The organism is Exiguobacterium sp. s163 (genome assembly GCF_018617135.1).
GTDB lineage: Bacteria > Bacillota > Bacilli > Exiguobacteriales > Exiguobacteriaceae > Exiguobacterium > Exiguobacterium profundum.
Genome location: NZ_JACSJN010000001.1, coordinates 342,680 through 361,101 on the forward strand (window position 1 = coordinate 342,680; position 18,422 = coordinate 361,101).

General features: G+C 47.8%; 14 protein-coding genes. 1 reads left to right on the forward strand and 13 read right to left on the reverse strand.

Features of this window, described 5'->3' with window-relative positions; all coding sequences use genetic code 11:
• Nucleotide 1: 1 nt before the first annotated feature.
• From polA to dnaE, 13 genes are all read right to left on the reverse strand, one after another.
• Nucleotides 2–2,596, reverse strand: a complete 2,595-nt coding sequence (gene polA, locus KNO71_RS01815) for a DNA polymerase I (protein ID WP_214687016.1) — start codon at nt 2,594–2,596, stop codon at nt 2–4.
• A 207-nt stretch (nt 2,597–2,803) separates the two neighbouring features.
• Nucleotides 2,804–4,531: a two-component system histidine kinase PnpS gene (gene pnpS / locus KNO71_RS01820; RefSeq protein ID WP_214687017.1), complete on the reverse strand. Its 1,728-nt coding sequence runs from the start codon at nt 4,529–4,531 to the stop codon at nt 2,804–2,806.
• Entirely contained in the window at nt 4,528–5,229 is a 702-nt protein-coding gene (locus tag KNO71_RS01825; RefSeq protein WP_074036521.1) for a response regulator transcription factor, read from the reverse strand. Before KNO71_RS01825 ends, pnpS begins: the two co-directional genes overlap by 4 nt.
• 183 nt (nt 5,230–5,412) lie before the next feature.
• Nucleotides 5,413–6,345, reverse strand: a complete 933-nt coding sequence (gene mdh / locus KNO71_RS01830) for a malate dehydrogenase (RefSeq protein ID WP_214687018.1) — start codon at nt 6,343–6,345, stop codon at nt 5,413–5,415.
• 21 nt (nt 6,346–6,366) lie between these two features.
• Complete coding sequence (gene icd, locus KNO71_RS01835) at nt 6,367–7,635, reverse strand: NADP-dependent isocitrate dehydrogenase (protein ID WP_031423152.1); 1,269 nt, start codon at nt 7,633–7,635, stop codon at nt 6,367–6,369.
• A 99-nt stretch (nt 7,636–7,734) separates the two neighbouring features.
• On the reverse strand, nt 7,735–8,847 hold the full coding sequence (citZ, locus tag KNO71_RS01840) for a citrate synthase (protein WP_214687019.1): 1,113 nt from the start codon (nt 8,845–8,847) through the stop codon (nt 7,735–7,737).
• Nucleotides 8,848–9,031: 184 nt separating this feature from the next.
• Nucleotides 9,032–9,496 (reverse strand): DUF441 domain-containing protein, encoded by a 465-nt coding sequence (locus tag KNO71_RS01845; protein WP_012726718.1) that lies wholly within the window; start codon nt 9,494–9,496, stop codon nt 9,032–9,034.
• Between the two features lie 67 nt (nt 9,497–9,563).
• Nucleotides 9,564–11,306: a pyruvate kinase gene (gene pyk, locus KNO71_RS01850; protein ID WP_074036515.1), complete on the reverse strand. Its 1,743-nt coding sequence runs from the start codon at nt 11,304–11,306 to the stop codon at nt 9,564–9,566.
• Between the two features lie 93 nt (nt 11,307–11,399).
• Entirely contained in the window at nt 11,400–12,368 is a 969-nt protein-coding gene (pfkA, locus tag KNO71_RS01855) for a 6-phosphofructokinase (RefSeq protein ID WP_012726720.1), read from the reverse strand.
• A 160-nt stretch (nt 12,369–12,528) separates the two neighbouring features.
• A complete protein-coding gene (locus tag KNO71_RS01860; RefSeq protein WP_012726721.1) occupies nt 12,529–13,464 on the reverse strand; it encodes an acetyl-CoA carboxylase carboxyltransferase subunit alpha in 936 nt (311 codons plus the stop codon).
• Nucleotides 13,457–14,311, reverse strand: coding sequence for an acetyl-CoA carboxylase, carboxyltransferase subunit beta (gene accD, locus KNO71_RS01865; protein ID WP_047795655.1), 855 nt, complete (start codon nt 14,309–14,311; stop codon nt 13,457–13,459). The genes KNO71_RS01860 and accD overlap by 8 nt, the downstream gene beginning before the upstream one ends.
• A gap of 14 nt (nt 14,312–14,325) precedes the next feature.
• Entirely contained in the window at nt 14,326–14,880 is a 555-nt protein-coding gene (locus tag KNO71_RS01870; protein ID WP_214687020.1) for a FadR/GntR family transcriptional regulator, read from the reverse strand.
• Nucleotides 14,881–14,957: 77 nt separating this feature from the next.
• Nucleotides 14,958–18,125, reverse strand: a complete 3,168-nt coding sequence (dnaE, locus tag KNO71_RS01875; protein WP_196430905.1) for a DNA polymerase III subunit alpha — start codon at nt 18,123–18,125, stop codon at nt 14,958–14,960.
• A 103-nt stretch (nt 18,126–18,228) separates the two neighbouring features.
• Between dnaE and KNO71_RS01880 the strand changes: the two genes are divergently transcribed.
• Complete coding sequence (locus KNO71_RS01880) at nt 18,229–18,420, forward strand: YtzJ family protein (protein WP_074036509.1); 192 nt, start codon at nt 18,229–18,231, stop codon at nt 18,418–18,420.
• Nucleotides 18,421–18,422: the final 2 nt, after the last annotated feature.

Consider the following 18,422-nt stretch of genomic DNA (forward strand, 5'->3'; position numbering starts at 1 on the left):
TTTATTTCGTGTCAAACCATGTCGTTCCAACCGCTCCGTCCGCACGTAACGGGACATCAAGTGTGACCGTATGTTCCATCGCTTCGGTCACAAGTTTTTCTAATGCTTCCATCTCTTCGGCCGGACCTTCGAATATCAATTCATCGTGTACTTGTAACAACAGCTTAGATTGAAGTTTTGACGTGTTTAACGCATGATCGACATCAATCATCGCTTTTTTAATAATGTCCGCTGCCGTTCCTTGAATCGGTGTGTTGATTGCGGTACGTTCAGCAAACCCACGCAAGTTGAAATTACGAGAATGGATGTCCGGGATGTTCCGGCGTCGTTTCAACATCGTCTCGACGAACCCGTGTTCACGTGCCCGTTCAATCGCGGCATCCATGAACGTCTTCACCCCAGGGAACTGTTCAAAGTACGTATCGATAAAGGTCTGCGCTTCTTTCCGTGTAATCCCTAGGTTTTGTGAGAGTCCATAATCACTGATGCCATAGATGATTCCGAAGTTGACGGCTTTTGCTTGACGACGCATGAGTGACGTAACTTCTTCAGTGGAAACTTTAAACACGTTCGCCGCCGTCGACGTATGAATATCCTCATCGTGAAGGAAGGCTGCCATCATCTTCTCATCTTGTGACATATGTGCCATGATGCGCAGTTCGATTTGAGAGTAATCGACCGCATAAAGTACCCATCCCGGTTCACTCGCGGTAAACGCTTTACGGATGCGACGCCCTTCTTCTAATCGAATCGGAATATTTTGAAGGTTCGGGTTAACCGACGAAAGCCGTCCCGTTTGAGTAAGCGTCTGTGTATAACGCGTATGAATCTTGCCATCATCCTTCACGACTTTCTGCAAGCCCTCGACATACGTGGACTGAAGTTTGCCAAGTTCACGATAATGCATGATTTTCTCAATGATCGGATGAAGCGGTGCCAATTTTTCGAGGACATCCGCTGCCGTTGAGTATCCTGTTTTCGTCTTTTTCACAGGAGGGAGTGACAGTTTTTCAAATAATACGACCCCTAACTGTTTCGGTGAGTTGATGTTGAACGGTTCCCCGGCTAATTCATGAATCGTGACCTCAAGTGCATTTAGACGTTCACGCAGGTCCGTTTCCATATGTTGAAGCGTTTCGACATTTACGTGGATACCAGCCCACTCCATCTCGGCCAATACGGAGACGAGTGGTTTTTCAAGCGCCTCATAGAGTTCTGTCTGTTCATTCTCTTTCAACTCCGAAACAATGCGTTCAAACAATGTATAGATGGCGTACGCCTTTTCTGCGAGATGAGCATGAAAAACATTCTCTTCCGGCACCTTGATTTTTGCACCTTTTCCGTAGACCGTTTCATCTTCCTCGAGAGGATACGTAAAGTGTGCGGCAATCGAGCTGAGAGACGTCCCACCAGATAGGTTGAGCAAATACCCTGCGACAAGCAGGTCTTCATACCCACGCAGTGCCAATTGGTGACGTTTCAATTGAATAATTGTCTGCTTCGCATCGAGACAAATCGTCGTCTTCGTCTCGTTTTCGATCCATTCCTTGACCCGTTCGTCCTCAAGAAGCGTCACATCTCCAATCGTGACACCTCGTTCCGACGCGATCGCCACTCCAATCACGTCTTCTTCAAAATAATCATCATTCAGCTGTTCAAGCATTAACACAGCTCGCGATAAATCTTGATCGGCCAACGCGATTGTTAGTCGTTCCGCTTTTTCAACCGGTTCTTCTGAAGAGGTATCCGTCAGTTTGCCGACGAGTGACTTGAACTGTAAATCCATAAATAACGTTTTGACGACCGAAGCGTCATATGGCTTAAAGAGAAGATCATCCATCGTCACATCAATCGGTACATCCGTGTAAATGGTCGCCAACTGTTTCGACATTTTCGCTTCTTGTTCATTCGCCTCTACTTTTTCCTTTTGCTTCCCTTTCAACTCATCCGTATGTTCGTAAAGGGCCTCGACGGTACCGTATGTGGCAATCAACTTCAGTGCCGTCTTTTCCCCGACCCCTGGAATACCAGGAATGTTGTCAGATTTATCTCCCATTAATCCTTTTAGGTCAATCATCTGAATCGGTTGTAGTCCGTCGTAGCGTTCCTTGAACGCGGTCACGGTCATTTTCTCGACGTCGGTGATGCCTCGTTTCGTCAAATAGACCGTCACACGTTCATTGATCAATTGAAGTAAATCCTTATCCCCCGTCACAACCGTCACCTGATCAAAAGTCGGGTCTTTTGAGAGCGTCCCGATGATATCATCCGCCTCGTATTGGTCAAGCTCTAAGACAGAGATGCCAAACGCCCGACAAACGTCACGCACGAGCGGAAATTGTTCACGCAATTCTCCCGGTGTCTTTTGACGTCCACCTTTGTATTCCGCGAACGTATCGTGACGGAACGTTTTCTTTGACGCATCGAACGCCACAGCAAAATGAGTCGGTTGCTCATCTTCCATTAGTTTCAATAACATCATCGTAAACCCATACACTGCATTCGTATTCCGACCTGACGCATCCGACATCGGAGGCAGTGCAAAAAACGCACGATATGTTAAGGAGTTCCCATCAAGGACTAGTAGTTTATTCATTCAATCGACCTCCATTCTTCTCTTCAACCATCATACCATACGGGTACATGCGTTCGAAAAAAAAGACCCTTTTCTACGAATAGAAAAGGGCCAAATTCTCGATCGTGTGGAGATGAGCACCGATCGAGTCACGAGATGATGAAGAGGTCTCATTCATAGAATAGCAAGGTTTTGTAAAGTAAATATGAACGAACGATAAAGTCATTGTTAAACCCGAGGGAATGTAATGGTAAACGTCGTTCCTTTGCCTTCCTCACTCTCTACGTCGATCGTGGCATGATGCAAATCGATGATGTGTTTCACGATGGCGAGTCCGAGGCCAGTTCCACCCGAGTTCCGACTTCTTGCCTTATCGACACGATAGAAGCGCTCAAAAATACGACTCACTTCTTTTTCGGCGATCCCGATTCCGTTGTCCTTGACGCGAAGTTTATAGGAATCTGCCATTGCTTCCACGGCGATGTCGACACGACTTCCTTCTGGTGAATAGTTGATGGCGTTGGCGACCAAGTTCATGATGACTTGCTTCATTCGGTTCAGGTCCGCTTGCAAGACGACCGTCCCCTCGTGTTTCGTTTCTAGCTGAATCGACTTCTTGCTCGCCTTTTGACTGAGCAGGAGACAGACCTCATCGACGAGCTGATTCAGATCGACGGACACCAACTCCATTTGGAAGTCATCCCGCTCCAATCTCGACAATTCAAGGAGATCCTCAACAAGCATCTGCATCCGTGTCGCTTCTTTCTGGATGATGTCTAAAAACTGGTCTCGAAGTTCCGGGACTTCTTTCGCCCCATCAAGAAGCGTCTCACTAAACCCACGTATGGATGTGAGCGGTGTCTTCAGTTCATGACTAACGTTCGCCACGAAATCTTTCCGCATCTTCTCAAGTCGTTTCAGTTCCGTGATATCGTTAAACAGTAACGTCGTGCCGCGAAGCATCCCGGTGTCACTGAAAATCGGTGCTGCGGATACCATATACGTTTTTTGATTGAATCCCGTTCGAATCGATAACTGACGGCGGTGGACCTCTTCCGTCAGATAAACGTCTTCGATCAGTGTTTCTACTTCAGGACTCGGTAGAATCCCGTGATAAAATTGTCCAATCGTTAAATCATCGTATTGGAACATTTCACGATAAGAGCGGTTGACCAACGTGACAATCCCTCGCTCGTCGACGAGCAGAAGACCCGCCCCCATATACTCGATTAACGATTCGAGTCTCGCCCGTTGTACGGACTCCCCGAGAGAAATTGACTCCAAATTCCGGGCAAGCACGTTGATTGACCCTGCTAGGCTACCGGTCTCTTCATCATTTCTGAGTTCATACACACGGGCCCGATAATTCCCGTCCGCCAGTTCCCGCAAAACGATCGTCGCCTCATCGATTGGTCGAATAAATTGATTCGTCAAATGTTGGAGCACGAATAAAATTATGAAGAAGGAGAAGAAGAGCGCGAGGGCAATCGTCAACCAGATGCGATTGTACACCCCTTCTAAATCCGATACATAACGGATGAATGTTAAATAGACTGTCCCACCCGTCGCAAGTTCGATCGGTTTTGTGTATTGAATCAACTCGTCCTCATCCGCTTCACCGAACGTCCCTTCCTCAGGGACCATATTCGGATCAATTTTGTAATCGATGGACCCGACGCGAAACGGCGTGCCAGCGATTACCTCCATCCGACTATTGAGAAGGAGAATATCAAAGCTGCTTCCGTCATCGATTTGACCGACATACTCACGAATCTCGTCCAATTCGCCTCCTTCGAGGTAGAGGGCTGCCAATTGAGCATCTTCTTTTAGACGGTCTCGTTCAGAATCCAGATAAAAGTCTTTGAAGAGTTGCCCAAGGACAATCCCGAGCGTCAACAAGACACCGGTGACAAGAAAAATGAGAGTCGTCATAAATCTAGAGCGATACGTCTTCATTCCGAAGTCGGCTCCTCCATCTTATAGCCAAGACCACGAATCGTTTTAATATAGGTCGGTTTCTTCGTTACCGGTTCAATTTTTTCACGAAGGTGACTGATATGGACATCAACAATCCGGGTATCACCTACAAAGTCATAATTCCAAATGGCCGATAACAATTGGTCTCGCGTCAACACGCGTCCTTTATTTTTCGCCAAATAGGCTAACAATTCGAATTCTTTCGGCGTCAATTCGAGGCGCTCTCCTTGCTTGAACACTTCGTAGTTTGAAGTGACGATTTTAACATCTCCGATTTGAATGACGTCCTCTTCAACCGCCGATTCTTGCGGGGCAGAACGTCTAAGAATCGCTTTGACGCGCGCGACTACTTCACGTGGGCTGAACGGCTTCGTCAAATAATCGTCCGCTCCGAGCTCGAGCCCCAATACTTTGTCAAACTCATCATCTTTTGCCGTGAGCATTAAAATCGGTGTATTGACTTTTTGCTGACGGAGTCGTTTGCACACTTCAAGTCCATCCATCTCCGGCAGCATCAAGTCGAGCACGATGAGCACGGCGTCCTTTTTCTCAGCCAATTCCAATCCGGTTTTGCCGTCGTGCGCCGTCTCTACTTCAAAGCCAGCCTGTTCTAAATTAAATTTCAATAATGTCGCAATCGATACTTCATCGTCGACAACAATTACTTTATCAGCCACACTGCTTCCTCCTCTTAAACCATCAAATGTCACTTTCTATTTTACAAATCAATGCTTGAAACGACCAACCTCAAAGCAAATCTTTACAAAAACAAAACAAATCCACTTTCAGTGTAGCATGTTCGATAAGAGAGAAGGCGCAAAAAAGGTGCCTCCTGCAACATGACAGGAAGCACCTCAAACTTATAAGACGCTTAATACCGAGCGGACAGAATCCGCAGACTTCGATAGCGCTGCTTTTTCTTCATCCGTCAAGTCGAGCTCTAACACTTGCTCAATTCCATGTTTACCAAGAATCGTCGGGACGCCAAGATACAAATCATGGAATCCGTACTCTCCCTCAAGGTATGCGATGGCCGGTAAGATTCGACGCTGATCTTTTACAATCGCCTCGACCATCTCCACGATGGCAGCGGCTGGCGCGTAATACGCCGAGCCATCGCCCAGTAGTTGGACAATCTCGCCGCCACCTTTTCGTGTCCGTTCAACGATTTGCTCGATTCGCTCATGTGGGATGAGTTTTTCGAGCGGGATGCCTCCAGCGTAAGAATAGCGTACGAGAGGCACCATTTCGTCTCCATGACCTCCAAGGACGAATCCAGATACGTCTTTGACAGAAACATTCAGCTCTTGTGCCACAAACGTTCGGAAGCGAGCCGTATCCAATACACCGGATTGACCGATGACGCGTTCTTTCGGGAACCCTGATTCTTTGAACGCCGCGTACGTCATGGCGTCTACTGGGTTCGTCAATACGATCAGGATGGCGTCTGGAGAGTAACGGGCAATCTCTTTCACAACCGAGCGCATGACGTTTGCGTTCGTTGCGACGAGGTCGTCCCGGCTCATCCCCGGCTTGCGCGCGATTCCCGCGGTAATGACAACCACATCGGAATCGGCCGTGTCCGCGTAATCAGACGTACCTGTGACCCACGAATCAAACCCTTGAATCGGTGCCGTTTCTTGCATGTCGAGCGCTTTCCCTTTCGTCGGTCCTACTTTTTCTTCCATATCGAGCAGTACGACATCCCCTAGCTCACGTTGAGCCAAGTACAGTGCAGTCGTTGCACCGGTGAAGCCACTTCCAATAACAGAAATTTTGTTACGACGAATCATGAGCTCTCCTCCTCGGTCGTCTTACATGTTTTTAATCAATTCATCCGCGAACTCTGAACATTTCACTTCTGTCGCTCCGTCCATGAGACGTGCGAAGTCGTATGTGACAACTTTCGAAGCGATCGTTTTCTCCATTGAGTTGATGATGAGGTCAGCCGCTTCGTTCCAGTTCATGTGGCGGAGCATCATCTCACCTGAAAGAATGACTGAAGAAGGGTTTACTTTATCGAGACCCGCGTATTTCGGAGCTGTACCGTGTGTCGCTTCGAAGATTGCGTGTCCTGTGATGTAGTTGATGTTCGCACCAGGCGCGATCCCGATTCCACCTACTTGAGCAGCAAGTGCATCTGAGATATAGTCACCGTTCAAGTTCATCGTCGCAACGACGTCGAACTCACGTGGACGTGTCAAAATCTGCTGGAGGAAGATATCAGCGATTGAATCTTTGACGATAATTTTCCCTTCAGCTTCCGCTTTCGACTGAGCTTCGTTAGCAGCTGCTTCACCAGATTCTTCTTTGATGCGGTCGTACTGTGCCCATGTGAACACTTTGTCACCGTATTCCGCTTCAGCGAGTGCATAACCCCAGTTTTTGAAGGCGCCTTCTGTGAACTTCATGATGTTCCCTTTGTGGACGAGCGTTAAAGATTTACGGTTGTTCGCAATCGCATATTCAATTGCTGCACGAACCAAACGTTCTGTTCCTTCAGAAGAAACTGGCTTGATTCCGATTCCTGATGTTTCTGGGAAACGGATTTTGTTGACATTCATCTCGTCTTGCAAGAATTTGATGAGTTTTTTTACTTCATCGCTTCCTGAAGCGTACTCGATTCCAGCATAGATATCTTCAGTATTTTCACGGAAGATGACCATATCTGTATCTTCAGGACGTTTTACTGGTGAAGGAACACCTGTGAAGTAACGAACTGGGCGAAGGCATGTATATAAATCGAGTTCTTGACGAAGTGCGACGTTCAATGAACGAATTCCTCCACCGACCGGAGTCGTAAGTGGTCCTTTGATGGCAATCAAGTACTCACGAATTTGATCAAGTGTCTCTGTTGGGAGCCATTCGCCTTTTTCGTTATATGCTTTTTCCCCAGCATATACTTCCATCCATTCGATTTTCTTGTCGCCGCCATATGCTTTTTCAACCGCAGCGTCAAATACGCGAACAGCCGCATTCCAAATGTCAGGACCTGTTCCGTCACCGATAATGAATGGTACGGTCGGTACATTTGGTACGTTCAATACACCGTTTTCAACTGTAATCTTTTGTCCTTGTGTCAACATAATGAATCCCCCTAAGTACATTACTGTAGGTCGACGCGTGCGCCGACCTACGTCACTTGTTAGTTTACCAAACTTTTGTCTAAAATGTGTCTCGAATTAACGTTCGTTTACCGGAACATACTTACGGCTCGTTTCACCGACATATTCCGCACGTGGACGAATCAAGCGATTATCCGCATATTGTTCGAGAATGTGCGCAATCCAGCCAGACATACGAGATACGGCGAAGATTGGTGTGAATAGATCTTCTTCGAGACCGAGCGCATAATAAGTTGAAGCTGAATAGAAATCGACATTTGGTTTCAAACCTTTTTCCGTTTCGACAAGATGGTCGATTTTCTCAGACATCTCATACCATTTCGGTTCGCCGATTTGAGCAGTCAACTGACGGCTCATTTCTTTCAAATGTTTCGCACGTGGGTCGCCATCCTTGTAAACGCGGTGACCGAAGCCCATGATCTTCTCTTTGCGCTCGAATTTGCCACGAACATATTCTTCAACACGGTCGACCGAGTCGATCTCGTGCAACATTTTCATTACCGCTTCGTTCGCACCACCGTGAAGTGGCCCTTTGAGTGCCCCCATGGCCGCCGTGACACCTGAGTACATATCCGAGAGCGTCGCTACACAAACGCGAGCAGTGAATGTCGAAGCATTCAACTCGTGGTCTGCGTGTAAGATGAGCGCTTTATCAATCGTCTTTTCTGCTACATCGCTCGGCTCTTCACCGTTTAGCATGTATAAGAAGTTCGCAGCGTAAGAAAGACCTGGTTTCGGTGCGACCGGCTGCTCCCCTTTACGAAGACGGGCGAATGCCGTCACGATTGTAGCGACTTGTGCTTGTAGGCGAATCGCTTTACGCATGTTGGCCTCGTCACTCATGTCTTCAGATTCCTCATCATATAGAGCGAGTTGCGAAAGTGCCGTACGAATAGTCGCCATTGCATTGGCTGATTTCGGTGCACGTCTTAACGTATCAATCACCTCATCAGGCAATGTCGCTTCTTTTACAAGCGCATCTGAGAGCGCTGTCAATTCCTCTGCATTTGGTAAGTGGTCGTTCCACAATAAGAACACTACTTCTTCGAATGTGGCGTTGTCCGCTAAATCATCAATGGTGTATCCTCCGTAAGTCAATTGTCCGTCAATAATTGAGCTGACTTTTGAGGCTGCTGCCACAATACCTTCTAACCCTTTTGTCGTTGACATTCATAACTCCCCCTCAGTCTTGAATAAAGTGGTCGACCGTAAAAACAGTCTGTTTATAGGGAATAAGGATACGGGACGGGTTGTTCCCCTGCATTCACCCAGTCTCCGTTTACCCTGTCCTTTATATAGTATAAACAATTTATTGCAAAAAAGAAATGTAAGCGGCTTCAGTTGTCAGAAAATATCAAAACCATTTTTCAATAACTTGATATCCACCTAAAATCAATGCCGCGATACCAGCTCCGACAAGCGGTCCAACGGGAATCCCTTTCATGAATCCAACCGCTAGAATCGTACCTGCGAGGAGTGCCGTGGTGACGACCGGGTCGACACGCATCAGTTGTACACCTTGCCCCGCAGCAATGGCAACGAACATCCCTGAGGCAAATGCGACAATCCCGACCGGCCCTTTAATACTATTCCACAATTCTTTAAACCCGATATCGCCGGTTGCGATTGGGACGAGAACTGCGATCGTAATGATTGTCACACCCCAGCTGATTCCTTTCGATGCAAGTGTCGGAAATAACTGGTCTCCGAATCCGATTGCTTTGATGATCAACAAGACGCTACTTGCGATAATGACAGATTGGTTATTTGAAATGACACCGATTAAGACAAGCATCAATAAAAATAGATATGCACTCATACGTATTCCTTTCTTTGAACGGAAAAAGAACCGACCTTTGTAGAAGGCCGGTTCGATTGTCGTTCAATTATGCGTTGTAGATTTTACCTGTGAGTGGGTCGATTGAAATCATCTGACCGTCACGAAGCGATGCTGTCGCTGCATCAACACCTACGATGACTGGCTTGCGAAGTGATGGTCCAACGATCCCAGCATGGCTCGTCAATCCGCCGTCTTCTGTGATGATCCCAGCCGCTTTTTCGATCGCAGGCATCATTTCTTTATCTGTGAATGGTGCGACAAGAATCATGCCGTCTTTCGCTTTTGCATTTGCTTCATCCGCATTTTTCGCGACAACGACTTCTCCAACAACACCGCGCTCACCGATTCCACGCCCGTCTGCGAGAGCGTGACCAACGATATGGACTTTCATCATGTTTGTCGTACCAGCTGTCGCCGCAGGAATACCAGCTGAGATGACAACGAGGTCACCGTCAGTGACGAATCCAGCGTGACGTGCCGCTTCCGATGCTTGAACCAACATTTCATCCGTGTTGTTCGGCATTGTTTCAGCAACGATTGGGTATACGCCCCATACGAGGTTCAATTGACGCGCAACGCGCTCCGATTCTGTCACCGCGATGATGTTCGCTTCAGGACGATACTTCGCTGTACGAGCAGCCGTATAACCTGATTGTGTCGGTGTCAAGATTGCTTTGGCGTTCAAGTTGATTGCCGTGTGCGCAACCGCTTGAGAGATCGCATCCGTCACTGTGTGCTCACTGCGCTTCTGACGATCTTTCAACAAGTTTTTGTAGTCGAGCATGCGTTCTGTACGCTCTGCGATTGCAGCTTGCATTTGAACAGATTCGATTGGGTAGTCCCCTGCAGCTGTTTCACCAGAAAGCATGACTGCGTCTGTTCCATCCAAGATTGCGTTTGCTACGTCTGATGCTTCCGCGCGTGTCGGACGCGGGTTACGTTGCATTGAATCAAGCATTTGCGTTGCTGTGATGACCGGCTTCCCGAGATCGTTACACTTCTTGATGAGTTCTTTTTGAACTGGTGTCACTTCTTCTGTCGGGATTTCAATTCCGAGGTCCCCACGGGCTACCATCAAACCGTCAGAGATTGCCAAGATTTCTTCGATGTTATCGACACCTTCTTGGTTCTCGATTTTCGGGTAAATCTTGATGTGTGATGCGTTATGTTTTTCGAGAAGTTGGCGAATTTCAACTACGTCAGATGCACGACGTACGAATGATGCTGCAATCACGTCAATGTCTTGTGAGATCCCGAACTCGATGTCCGCGATGTCTTTGTCCGTGAGGGCAGGAAGGTTTACCTTGACGTTTGGCAAGTTAACACCTTTCTTCGTCTTGATGATTCCTTCGTTTTCAATGACGCAACGGAGATCACGGTTATCAAGCTTTTCAACGACACGGAGTCCGATGAGACCGTCGTCGAGCATGATGTGTGAACCGACTTCCACATCATCGTAGAGTCCTTCGTACGTCACAGAGAAACGATCTTTCGTTCCGACGATTTCTTCCGTTGAGACGATTGTGACTTCTTTTCCTTTTTCAAGAAGTGCCTTACCGTCTTCGAATGTATGCGTGCGGATCTCTGGACCTTTTGTGTCGAGAAGAACAGTGACAACTTTACCCGCTGCTTTCGCCGCTTCACGGATGTCACGGATACGAGCTCCGTGCTCTTCATAGTCACCGTGTGAGAAGTTGAGACGGGCAACGTTCATCCCAGCTTCGATCATCTCAGGAAGACGCTTCTCAGAAGCCGGTCCAATGGTACATACAATTTTCGTTCTACGCATAATATAAAAACCTCCTAGGGGATATAGTGCAACTTACAAACAGAAAACGGGGGGCCTTGGACCGTATCCCGTCTCTGCAACATACAAAATCGTTTAAATCGACAATTGGTTAACGAGGTCAATCAATTGCATATCAATCGTGTGCTTGTTATTGTCGAGCGCCTCATCGATATCAAGATCCATCATCTGGTTGTTACGGATTCCGACAACGCGGCCCGCTTTCCCTTCAAGCAAGATCTCAACAGCGTATGCACCCATACGACTTGCAAGGACACGGTCAGCGGCAGTTGGGGAACCACCACGTTGGATGTGACCGAGAATCGTGACGCGTGTTTCTGAGTTCGTCTTCTCAGCAATCAATTTGCCGATTTCTTCCGCACTTCCCGCACCTTCAGCAACAATGACGATCGAGTGCTTCTTACCGCGTGCAATCCCGTGATTGATTCGTTCCACGATTGCATTCAAATCCTCTGGACGTTCTGGGACGAGAATCGACTCAGCACCACCAGCGAGACCAGAATAAAGCGCGATATCACCAGCGTCGCGACCCATGACCTCGATGACATACGTGCGTTCATGTGATGACGCCGTATCACGAATCTTATCGATCGCATCAAGCGCTGTGTTGAGCGCCGTGTCGAAACCGATTGTCGCATCTGTTCCTGGGATATCGTTATCGATTGTACCCGGAAGGCCGATTGTTGGGAATCCGAGTTCAGTCAATTTTTGAGCTCCGCGATAAGAGCCATCTCCACCAATGACCACGAGGGCATCGATATTGAACTTCTTCAACTGTTCTACTGCTTTCGCGCGACCTTCTTCTGTTCTGAATTCAGGACAGCGCGCAGAGCGAAGGAACGTACCTCCACGTTGAATGATATCGCCGACTGATCCAAGATTTAATTCGACTAAATCACCTTCGATTAATCCTTGATAGCCGTTATACACGCCGTACACTTCAAGACCTTCAAAAATTGCTTTTCGGGTCACGGCACGGACAGCAGCGTTCATTCCAGGAGCGTCTCCTCCGCTTGTTAATACCGCAATACGTTTTAAATTCACGTCGCTCACCTCTTATGTGTTTTAACGAAATCTGAAAATAAAATACCACGTCTGACCTTTGTTTTACAACACAAGTATGTGAAAAAAATGCATAGGGTATCTTACAAAACAGTCAGTTGATGAATGAATAAAGCTTTATTCAAAGCCATTGTTACCGTTTTCACTCATTAATTGTGCCAATTTGATGATATTTGGTCGCACGTCCTTGAATCAGCTCAGAAGTCGATTGCGCGAGCAACTCATTCATATGCTGTAATAAGACAGGTTTCAAGAGTGACGACTGTAGTGACACATCAACGTGTGCCCCCCCATACACTTCTCCTACCACTTGATCGACAATCCCTAGGTTGAATAAATCTTGTGCTGTAATCTTCATCGTCTCCGCCGCACGTTCTGCTTGTTTCGCATCTTTCCACAACAGTGCCGCTGCACCTTCTGGCGAGATGACCGAGTACGTACTATTCTCAAGCATCAATAGACGGTCGCATACACCAATTCCAAGCGCACCGCCTGAACCACCTTCCCCAATGACAACGGAGACGATCGGCACTTTCAGCGTCGCCATCTCAAACAAGTTACGGGCAATCGCTTCACTTTGCCCTCTCTCTTCTGCGGCTTTCCCCGGATAAGCCCCTTTCGTGTCAATAAATGTCAAAATGGGACGGTTGAACTTTTCGGCTTGCTTCATGAAACGCAAGGCTTTTCGATAGCCCTCCGGGTGTGGCATACCAAAATTCCGTTTCATGTTCTCTTTCGTGTTCCGCCCACGCTGATGTCCGATAATCGTCACCGGCACTCCTTCAAACGTTGCGAGTCCAGATACGATTGCCGCATCGTCATATCCGTGTCGGTCCCCATGAAGTTCCATGAAGTCAGGGAACAAATGTTGGATGTAATCGAGCGTCGTCGGACGCTTCGGGTTTCGCGCCAACTGGACGCGGTCCCACGGTTTCATATTCCCATAAATATCTTTTTCTAATCGGTCGAGCTTTAACTCGAGATGACGAATCTCTCGGGATAAATCAATCCCTTTCGTCTCAGCCGTCTCCCGTAATTTATTTAGCTGTTCGGTGACTTCTTTGATTGGGTCAAACATGACGGACACCCCCATCGTGTAATTCGATCATCTTCTTCAAGAACGAACGCATCTGTTCACGATGAATGACTGCATCCAGCTGCCCAGACTCAAGTAGAAACTCGGCAGTTTGAAAGTTCTCTGGAAGCTTTTCCCGAATCGTCTGTTCGATGATTCGTCGTCCTGCAAACCCGATGAGCGCTCCCGGTTCCGCGACGTTCAAGTCGCCAAGCATCGCAAAACTCGCTGACACACCACCAGTCGTCGGATGTGTCAAATACGCGATGTACAGCAGTCCTGCTTCGTCATGTTCTTTTAGAGCGATGGACGTATTGGCCATTTGCATCAAACTGACCATTCCTTCTTGCATCCGTGCCCCACCTGATGCTGTGAACAAGACGACTGGAAGCCCAAGTGATGTGGCGGTTCGAACAGCCGAAGCAATCGCTTCTCCGACGTATGCACCCATCGATCCCATTCGGAATCTCGCATCCATCACACAGACAACGAGTGGAAGTCCGTCGATTGTCGCCTTTCCACATACGACGGCCTCTTCGATCCCGGTCCGCTCACGATCTTTCGTCAACTTCTCCTCATAGTCAGGGAAGTCGAGTGGATTCGCCTTGACAGAAGGTCCCGCGAAGCGTTCGAACGACCCTTCGTCGACAAGCATATCAATCCGTTCTTGCGCATGAAGCGGAAAATGATAGCCGCAATCACACACTTTGTGGTTCTCATTCAACTGTTTTGTATAATGCATATATTTACAAGATGGACATTTCGTCATTAATCCCTGTGGTGCGTCAATCTTTGGTTCTCGTTGACGCAATGGCATATATCGTTTCGGTTTCTTGAAAAAAGCAGTCATCGCTTCCCCCTCGTTCATTTCGGCATCCCCATTCCACGCCACGTCTCGACAAATCGTTTCCGTTCCTCGAGCGTGTATAAATCCCCAACGTCTAATCCTTCAAAAAAGCGGTTGACCTCACTCCAAATTCGAATGAACAGTTCATTCTTCAACTGAAAGATGAGTTGCTGGCGAAACGTTCGATCATCATCGATCACCGTCTCTAGCAGATCCAGTCGTTCTTTAGTTGGTTCAATTTCTGAAAACGCCATGCGCTCCAATAGTCGAAGCATCTCGATAATATCGGTCGCTTTCGTCTGTTTGGTCACAATGAACTCCGACAATATCTCGATGTACCGATGTCGGTCTTGTTCACACAAAAAGGTGCCACCACCATGTCTCGTCTCCACGATGCCTAAAAAGCTCAACGCCCGTAACGCTTCGCGAACCGAAGCGCGGCTAATGGACAGCGTTTCGGCGAGCTCTCGTTCGGATGGAAGCCGATCACCTGGAACTAAAGACGTTTGGACAATTAATTTTCTAATCTTTGAAATGTTTCCGTGAAATGAGGATGCGTGTTTTTCATGCATCTGACCGTTCAACTCCCTTTTTTGGATCACCTATCAAACTTAAGTGGTCAGACCAATTAGTGCGATTATATCACTTTTTAGGACTTGGTACTAGTTTCTGGACCAACCATTTTTGTATCGATTCGTTTCAGTACGACATTTTCTTCCCCGAACCGTCTTTTCGCTTCCGCCACATACTCTTCATTCGGATTGATTGAAAAAGCTGAAGCCAGTTGTTTCACTTCCTTCGAATCCGTGAATCGGCATACAACCGGGACATCCCCTTGTGCTCGTTGAATCCAATCTTCCAATTCAGGGAAGCGGTCGAGTGTGAGCCGGATGAATAAGGCTTGCCCGTGTAACGGTCGAACCCGTTCGACAATCAATTGCTTGCGACCATCCCGTTCATTCGAATGGACCTCGAGTAACAAGATGTTACCGGCATAGAGGGACCGTCCAAACTGCGCGAATGTTCGAGGAAACACGACGACCTCGTCTTGCGTCATGCCATCGTCCACCATGAGAACACCCATCCGTTCTTGTTTTTTTGTCATGAACGTACGTACGTCATCTACATATACGACGAGATAACCGTTTGTTCCATTCATGACTTCTTCAATTGTAGACGGTTCGATCCCGATATCCGGAAGTGCCGTCAATGGAGAGTGGACCACCCATGTCCCGAGCGCCTCCCTCTCTTCTTCAGACCAATTCGGTTCTTTCACTTTTTTCTGTTTTAGTCCGAGTGAAGACAGCTCATCCGGTAAAAAATGTGTTCCCGCTTCTTCTCGCAAACGTTCGACTGCTTCAAAGGCATGTGTCCGGTCACCGTGATACATCCGGTCGAGCGCGCCCGCACCAAGTAATCGACGTAATTTCAGTTGGTCTTTATTCTTCCACTCCATGGCTTCTTGAAGCGTTCTGACATCTTTCAACTGCCCGTTCAGTTCAATCAGTCGGTCCACATCCCGTTTGGTCAACCCCTGGACCGCCTTCAACCCGAGCCGGACGCCCGGTCCCTCAAGTGTCGCGTCAGCGTGACCATGTAAGACGTCCGGTGGGTACACCGGAATTTGATCTTTCCGTAACAGTCTGACAAGTTCCGTTGTTTTTTCTGATGTCACCACATGAAAGACACGAGGGAAATGTGCTTTGACGTAAGCCAATCGGTAACTGATCAAACTGTAGGCGACAGCGTGAGAGCGGTTAAATCCGTACCCGGCAAACTTTTCAATCCATGAAAAGATTTGCGCCAAGACGTCCTGGTCTCCCGCTTTTGCTTGTTGCAAAAATCGTTCTCGTTCCCGAGCAATCGTTCCGGTATCCTTTTTGGCAATAGCACGTCTGACCAAATCCGCTTCCGCATAGGAATAGCCTCCGAGTTTACGGAGAAGTTTCATCACCTGTTCTTGATAGACGAGTACACCGTATGTCGGTCTCATGACGTCTTCTACGTCTGGGTGGACTGGTTGGTAAGGCATACCGTGTTTTCGCTTCGCATACGTTTCGATGAATTGCATCGGTCCCGGGCGATAGAGTGACATCGTGACAACGATATCTTCAAACTCAGTCGGTTTCACTTGTCGAAGCGCTTGCTTCATCCCGGTCGATTCAAATTGGAAGATTCCGTCCGTCTCACCTCTCGCAAGCAATCGATACGTCCGAGCATCGTTTAACGGAATTGTTTTCAGAGAGAACAGCGCATCACTTTCTCGAATCAAATCCTCCATCTTTCGCAAGCGACTCAAGTTTCGTAATCCGAGCAAGTCAATTTTCAGAAGCCCGACCTCTTCCAAATCCTTCATATTATATTGGGTCACGTGTTCTTCAAGTTCGGGTTGGAGCGGAGTCACTTCTTCAATCGGTTGACGACTGAGCACCACTCCTGCCGCGTGAACGGAGGATTGACGCGGCAAACCTTCTAGCTGTTTGGCAATCCGTAATAACTGCTGACGCTTTTGGCTACCGGCAAACCACTTCATCTGCTTCTGGCTCGACATCAGTTCATCAAGTCCTCCGGCTTTCACTTGCTTGCTCGCAGCCTGCCCTTCCTCAAGGGTCATCCCGAGCGCTCTCGCAACGTCTCGAATTGCCGCTTTCGCACCGAACGTGGCAAGTGTCCCGATCTGTGCGGCATGCGTATGACCGTATCTTGATAGTACGTAAGAAACCACTTCCTCACGACGTTCATCTTCAAAATCGAGGTCTATGTCTGGCATCGACACACGCTCTGGATTTAAGAATCGTTCGAACAACAACCCGTAATGAACCGGATCGACTTCCGTGATATGGAGGGCAAAACTGACGAGTGAACCTGCTGCCGATCCACGCCCCGGACCTACTTCAATCCCAGATTCTCGAGCAAACCGAACGATGTCTTCCACGATCAAGAAATAGGAAGAAAATCCGGTATTGGCGATGACTTCAAGCTCAAACTTTGCCCGCTCGATGTAAGGTTCTTTCACGAGTTCCATCGCCTTCAACCGCTCACCGACAAGTCGTTTCAGCTTTTGATCGGCATCCGGAATTTCTGGAATCGCCCCTTCCGCACGTGGTAGATGATCTAGCCGAATCAATGCCTCGAATCGATCCAGTTCCGATAATTCTTCCGTTGTGAACCAGTCATTCATTTCACTCGGTAGTCGAACGTGCAATCCTTTTTGTCGCACGTCTTCATTCGACATCACGTCCCCTTCGCGAATGGCAGAAATGGCTCGGAATCCTTCCACATCTTCCGGTCTCATGTATCTCGTTTCAGGGGCCGGAATCAATTGGACAGCAAGCTCTTCGCGCATGAGACGAAGTTGTTTCAACACTTGTACCTGTTCCGTAGTCTGAGGTGCCGGTAGTCCGAGCCACAGCTTCTCTTCATCGACAAACGACAAGAGTTGATGATAAAGGCGACGCCGGTGAACCGGATCACTCGCTTTCCAATTTTCAGGTAATACGATCAGCGGCATCGTTGTCCGTCCTTCAATTCCTCCCGCCTGGATGATACGATATTGTTCCTTAAGCTCCGTTTCGTTAGATGAATACACAATCACGGATACGTCTAACCCATCCAATCGGAGGACCGTTCTCAGTCCGATTAGCGGTTTCACCTCATATCGTTGGCAATATGACAAAAATGTCGGAACCCCATAGAACGCATCGTCTGCGATCGCCACGGAACGACTTCCCCGTTCGGTCATCTGCAAGACATATTGTTCTAACCGGATTGTACTTTGTAGTAAACTATAAGCAGTTCTGACATTCAGATGAATCATCGTTGGCCTCCTTTCTATATTAATGGAATTGTCAAACTCAATTCATCACTTCTCTGATACAATAATTATAGACAAAACTCACGACAAAAGGGGGTAAAAGCGTATGATTATCAATCGGGGACAGATTGCACGCGATAAGTTAGAAAAATTACAGCATGGTCAAACAGTGTTTGCCGACAGCCCAGAAATCATCGACCGGCTCCGTAAGTACATTACTGAGTATCAGCTCGACGTCGTCGAGGACGTGACCGAACGAGGTACATGGTTCATCCCAAAGGAAAATGGAGACAAATGAAG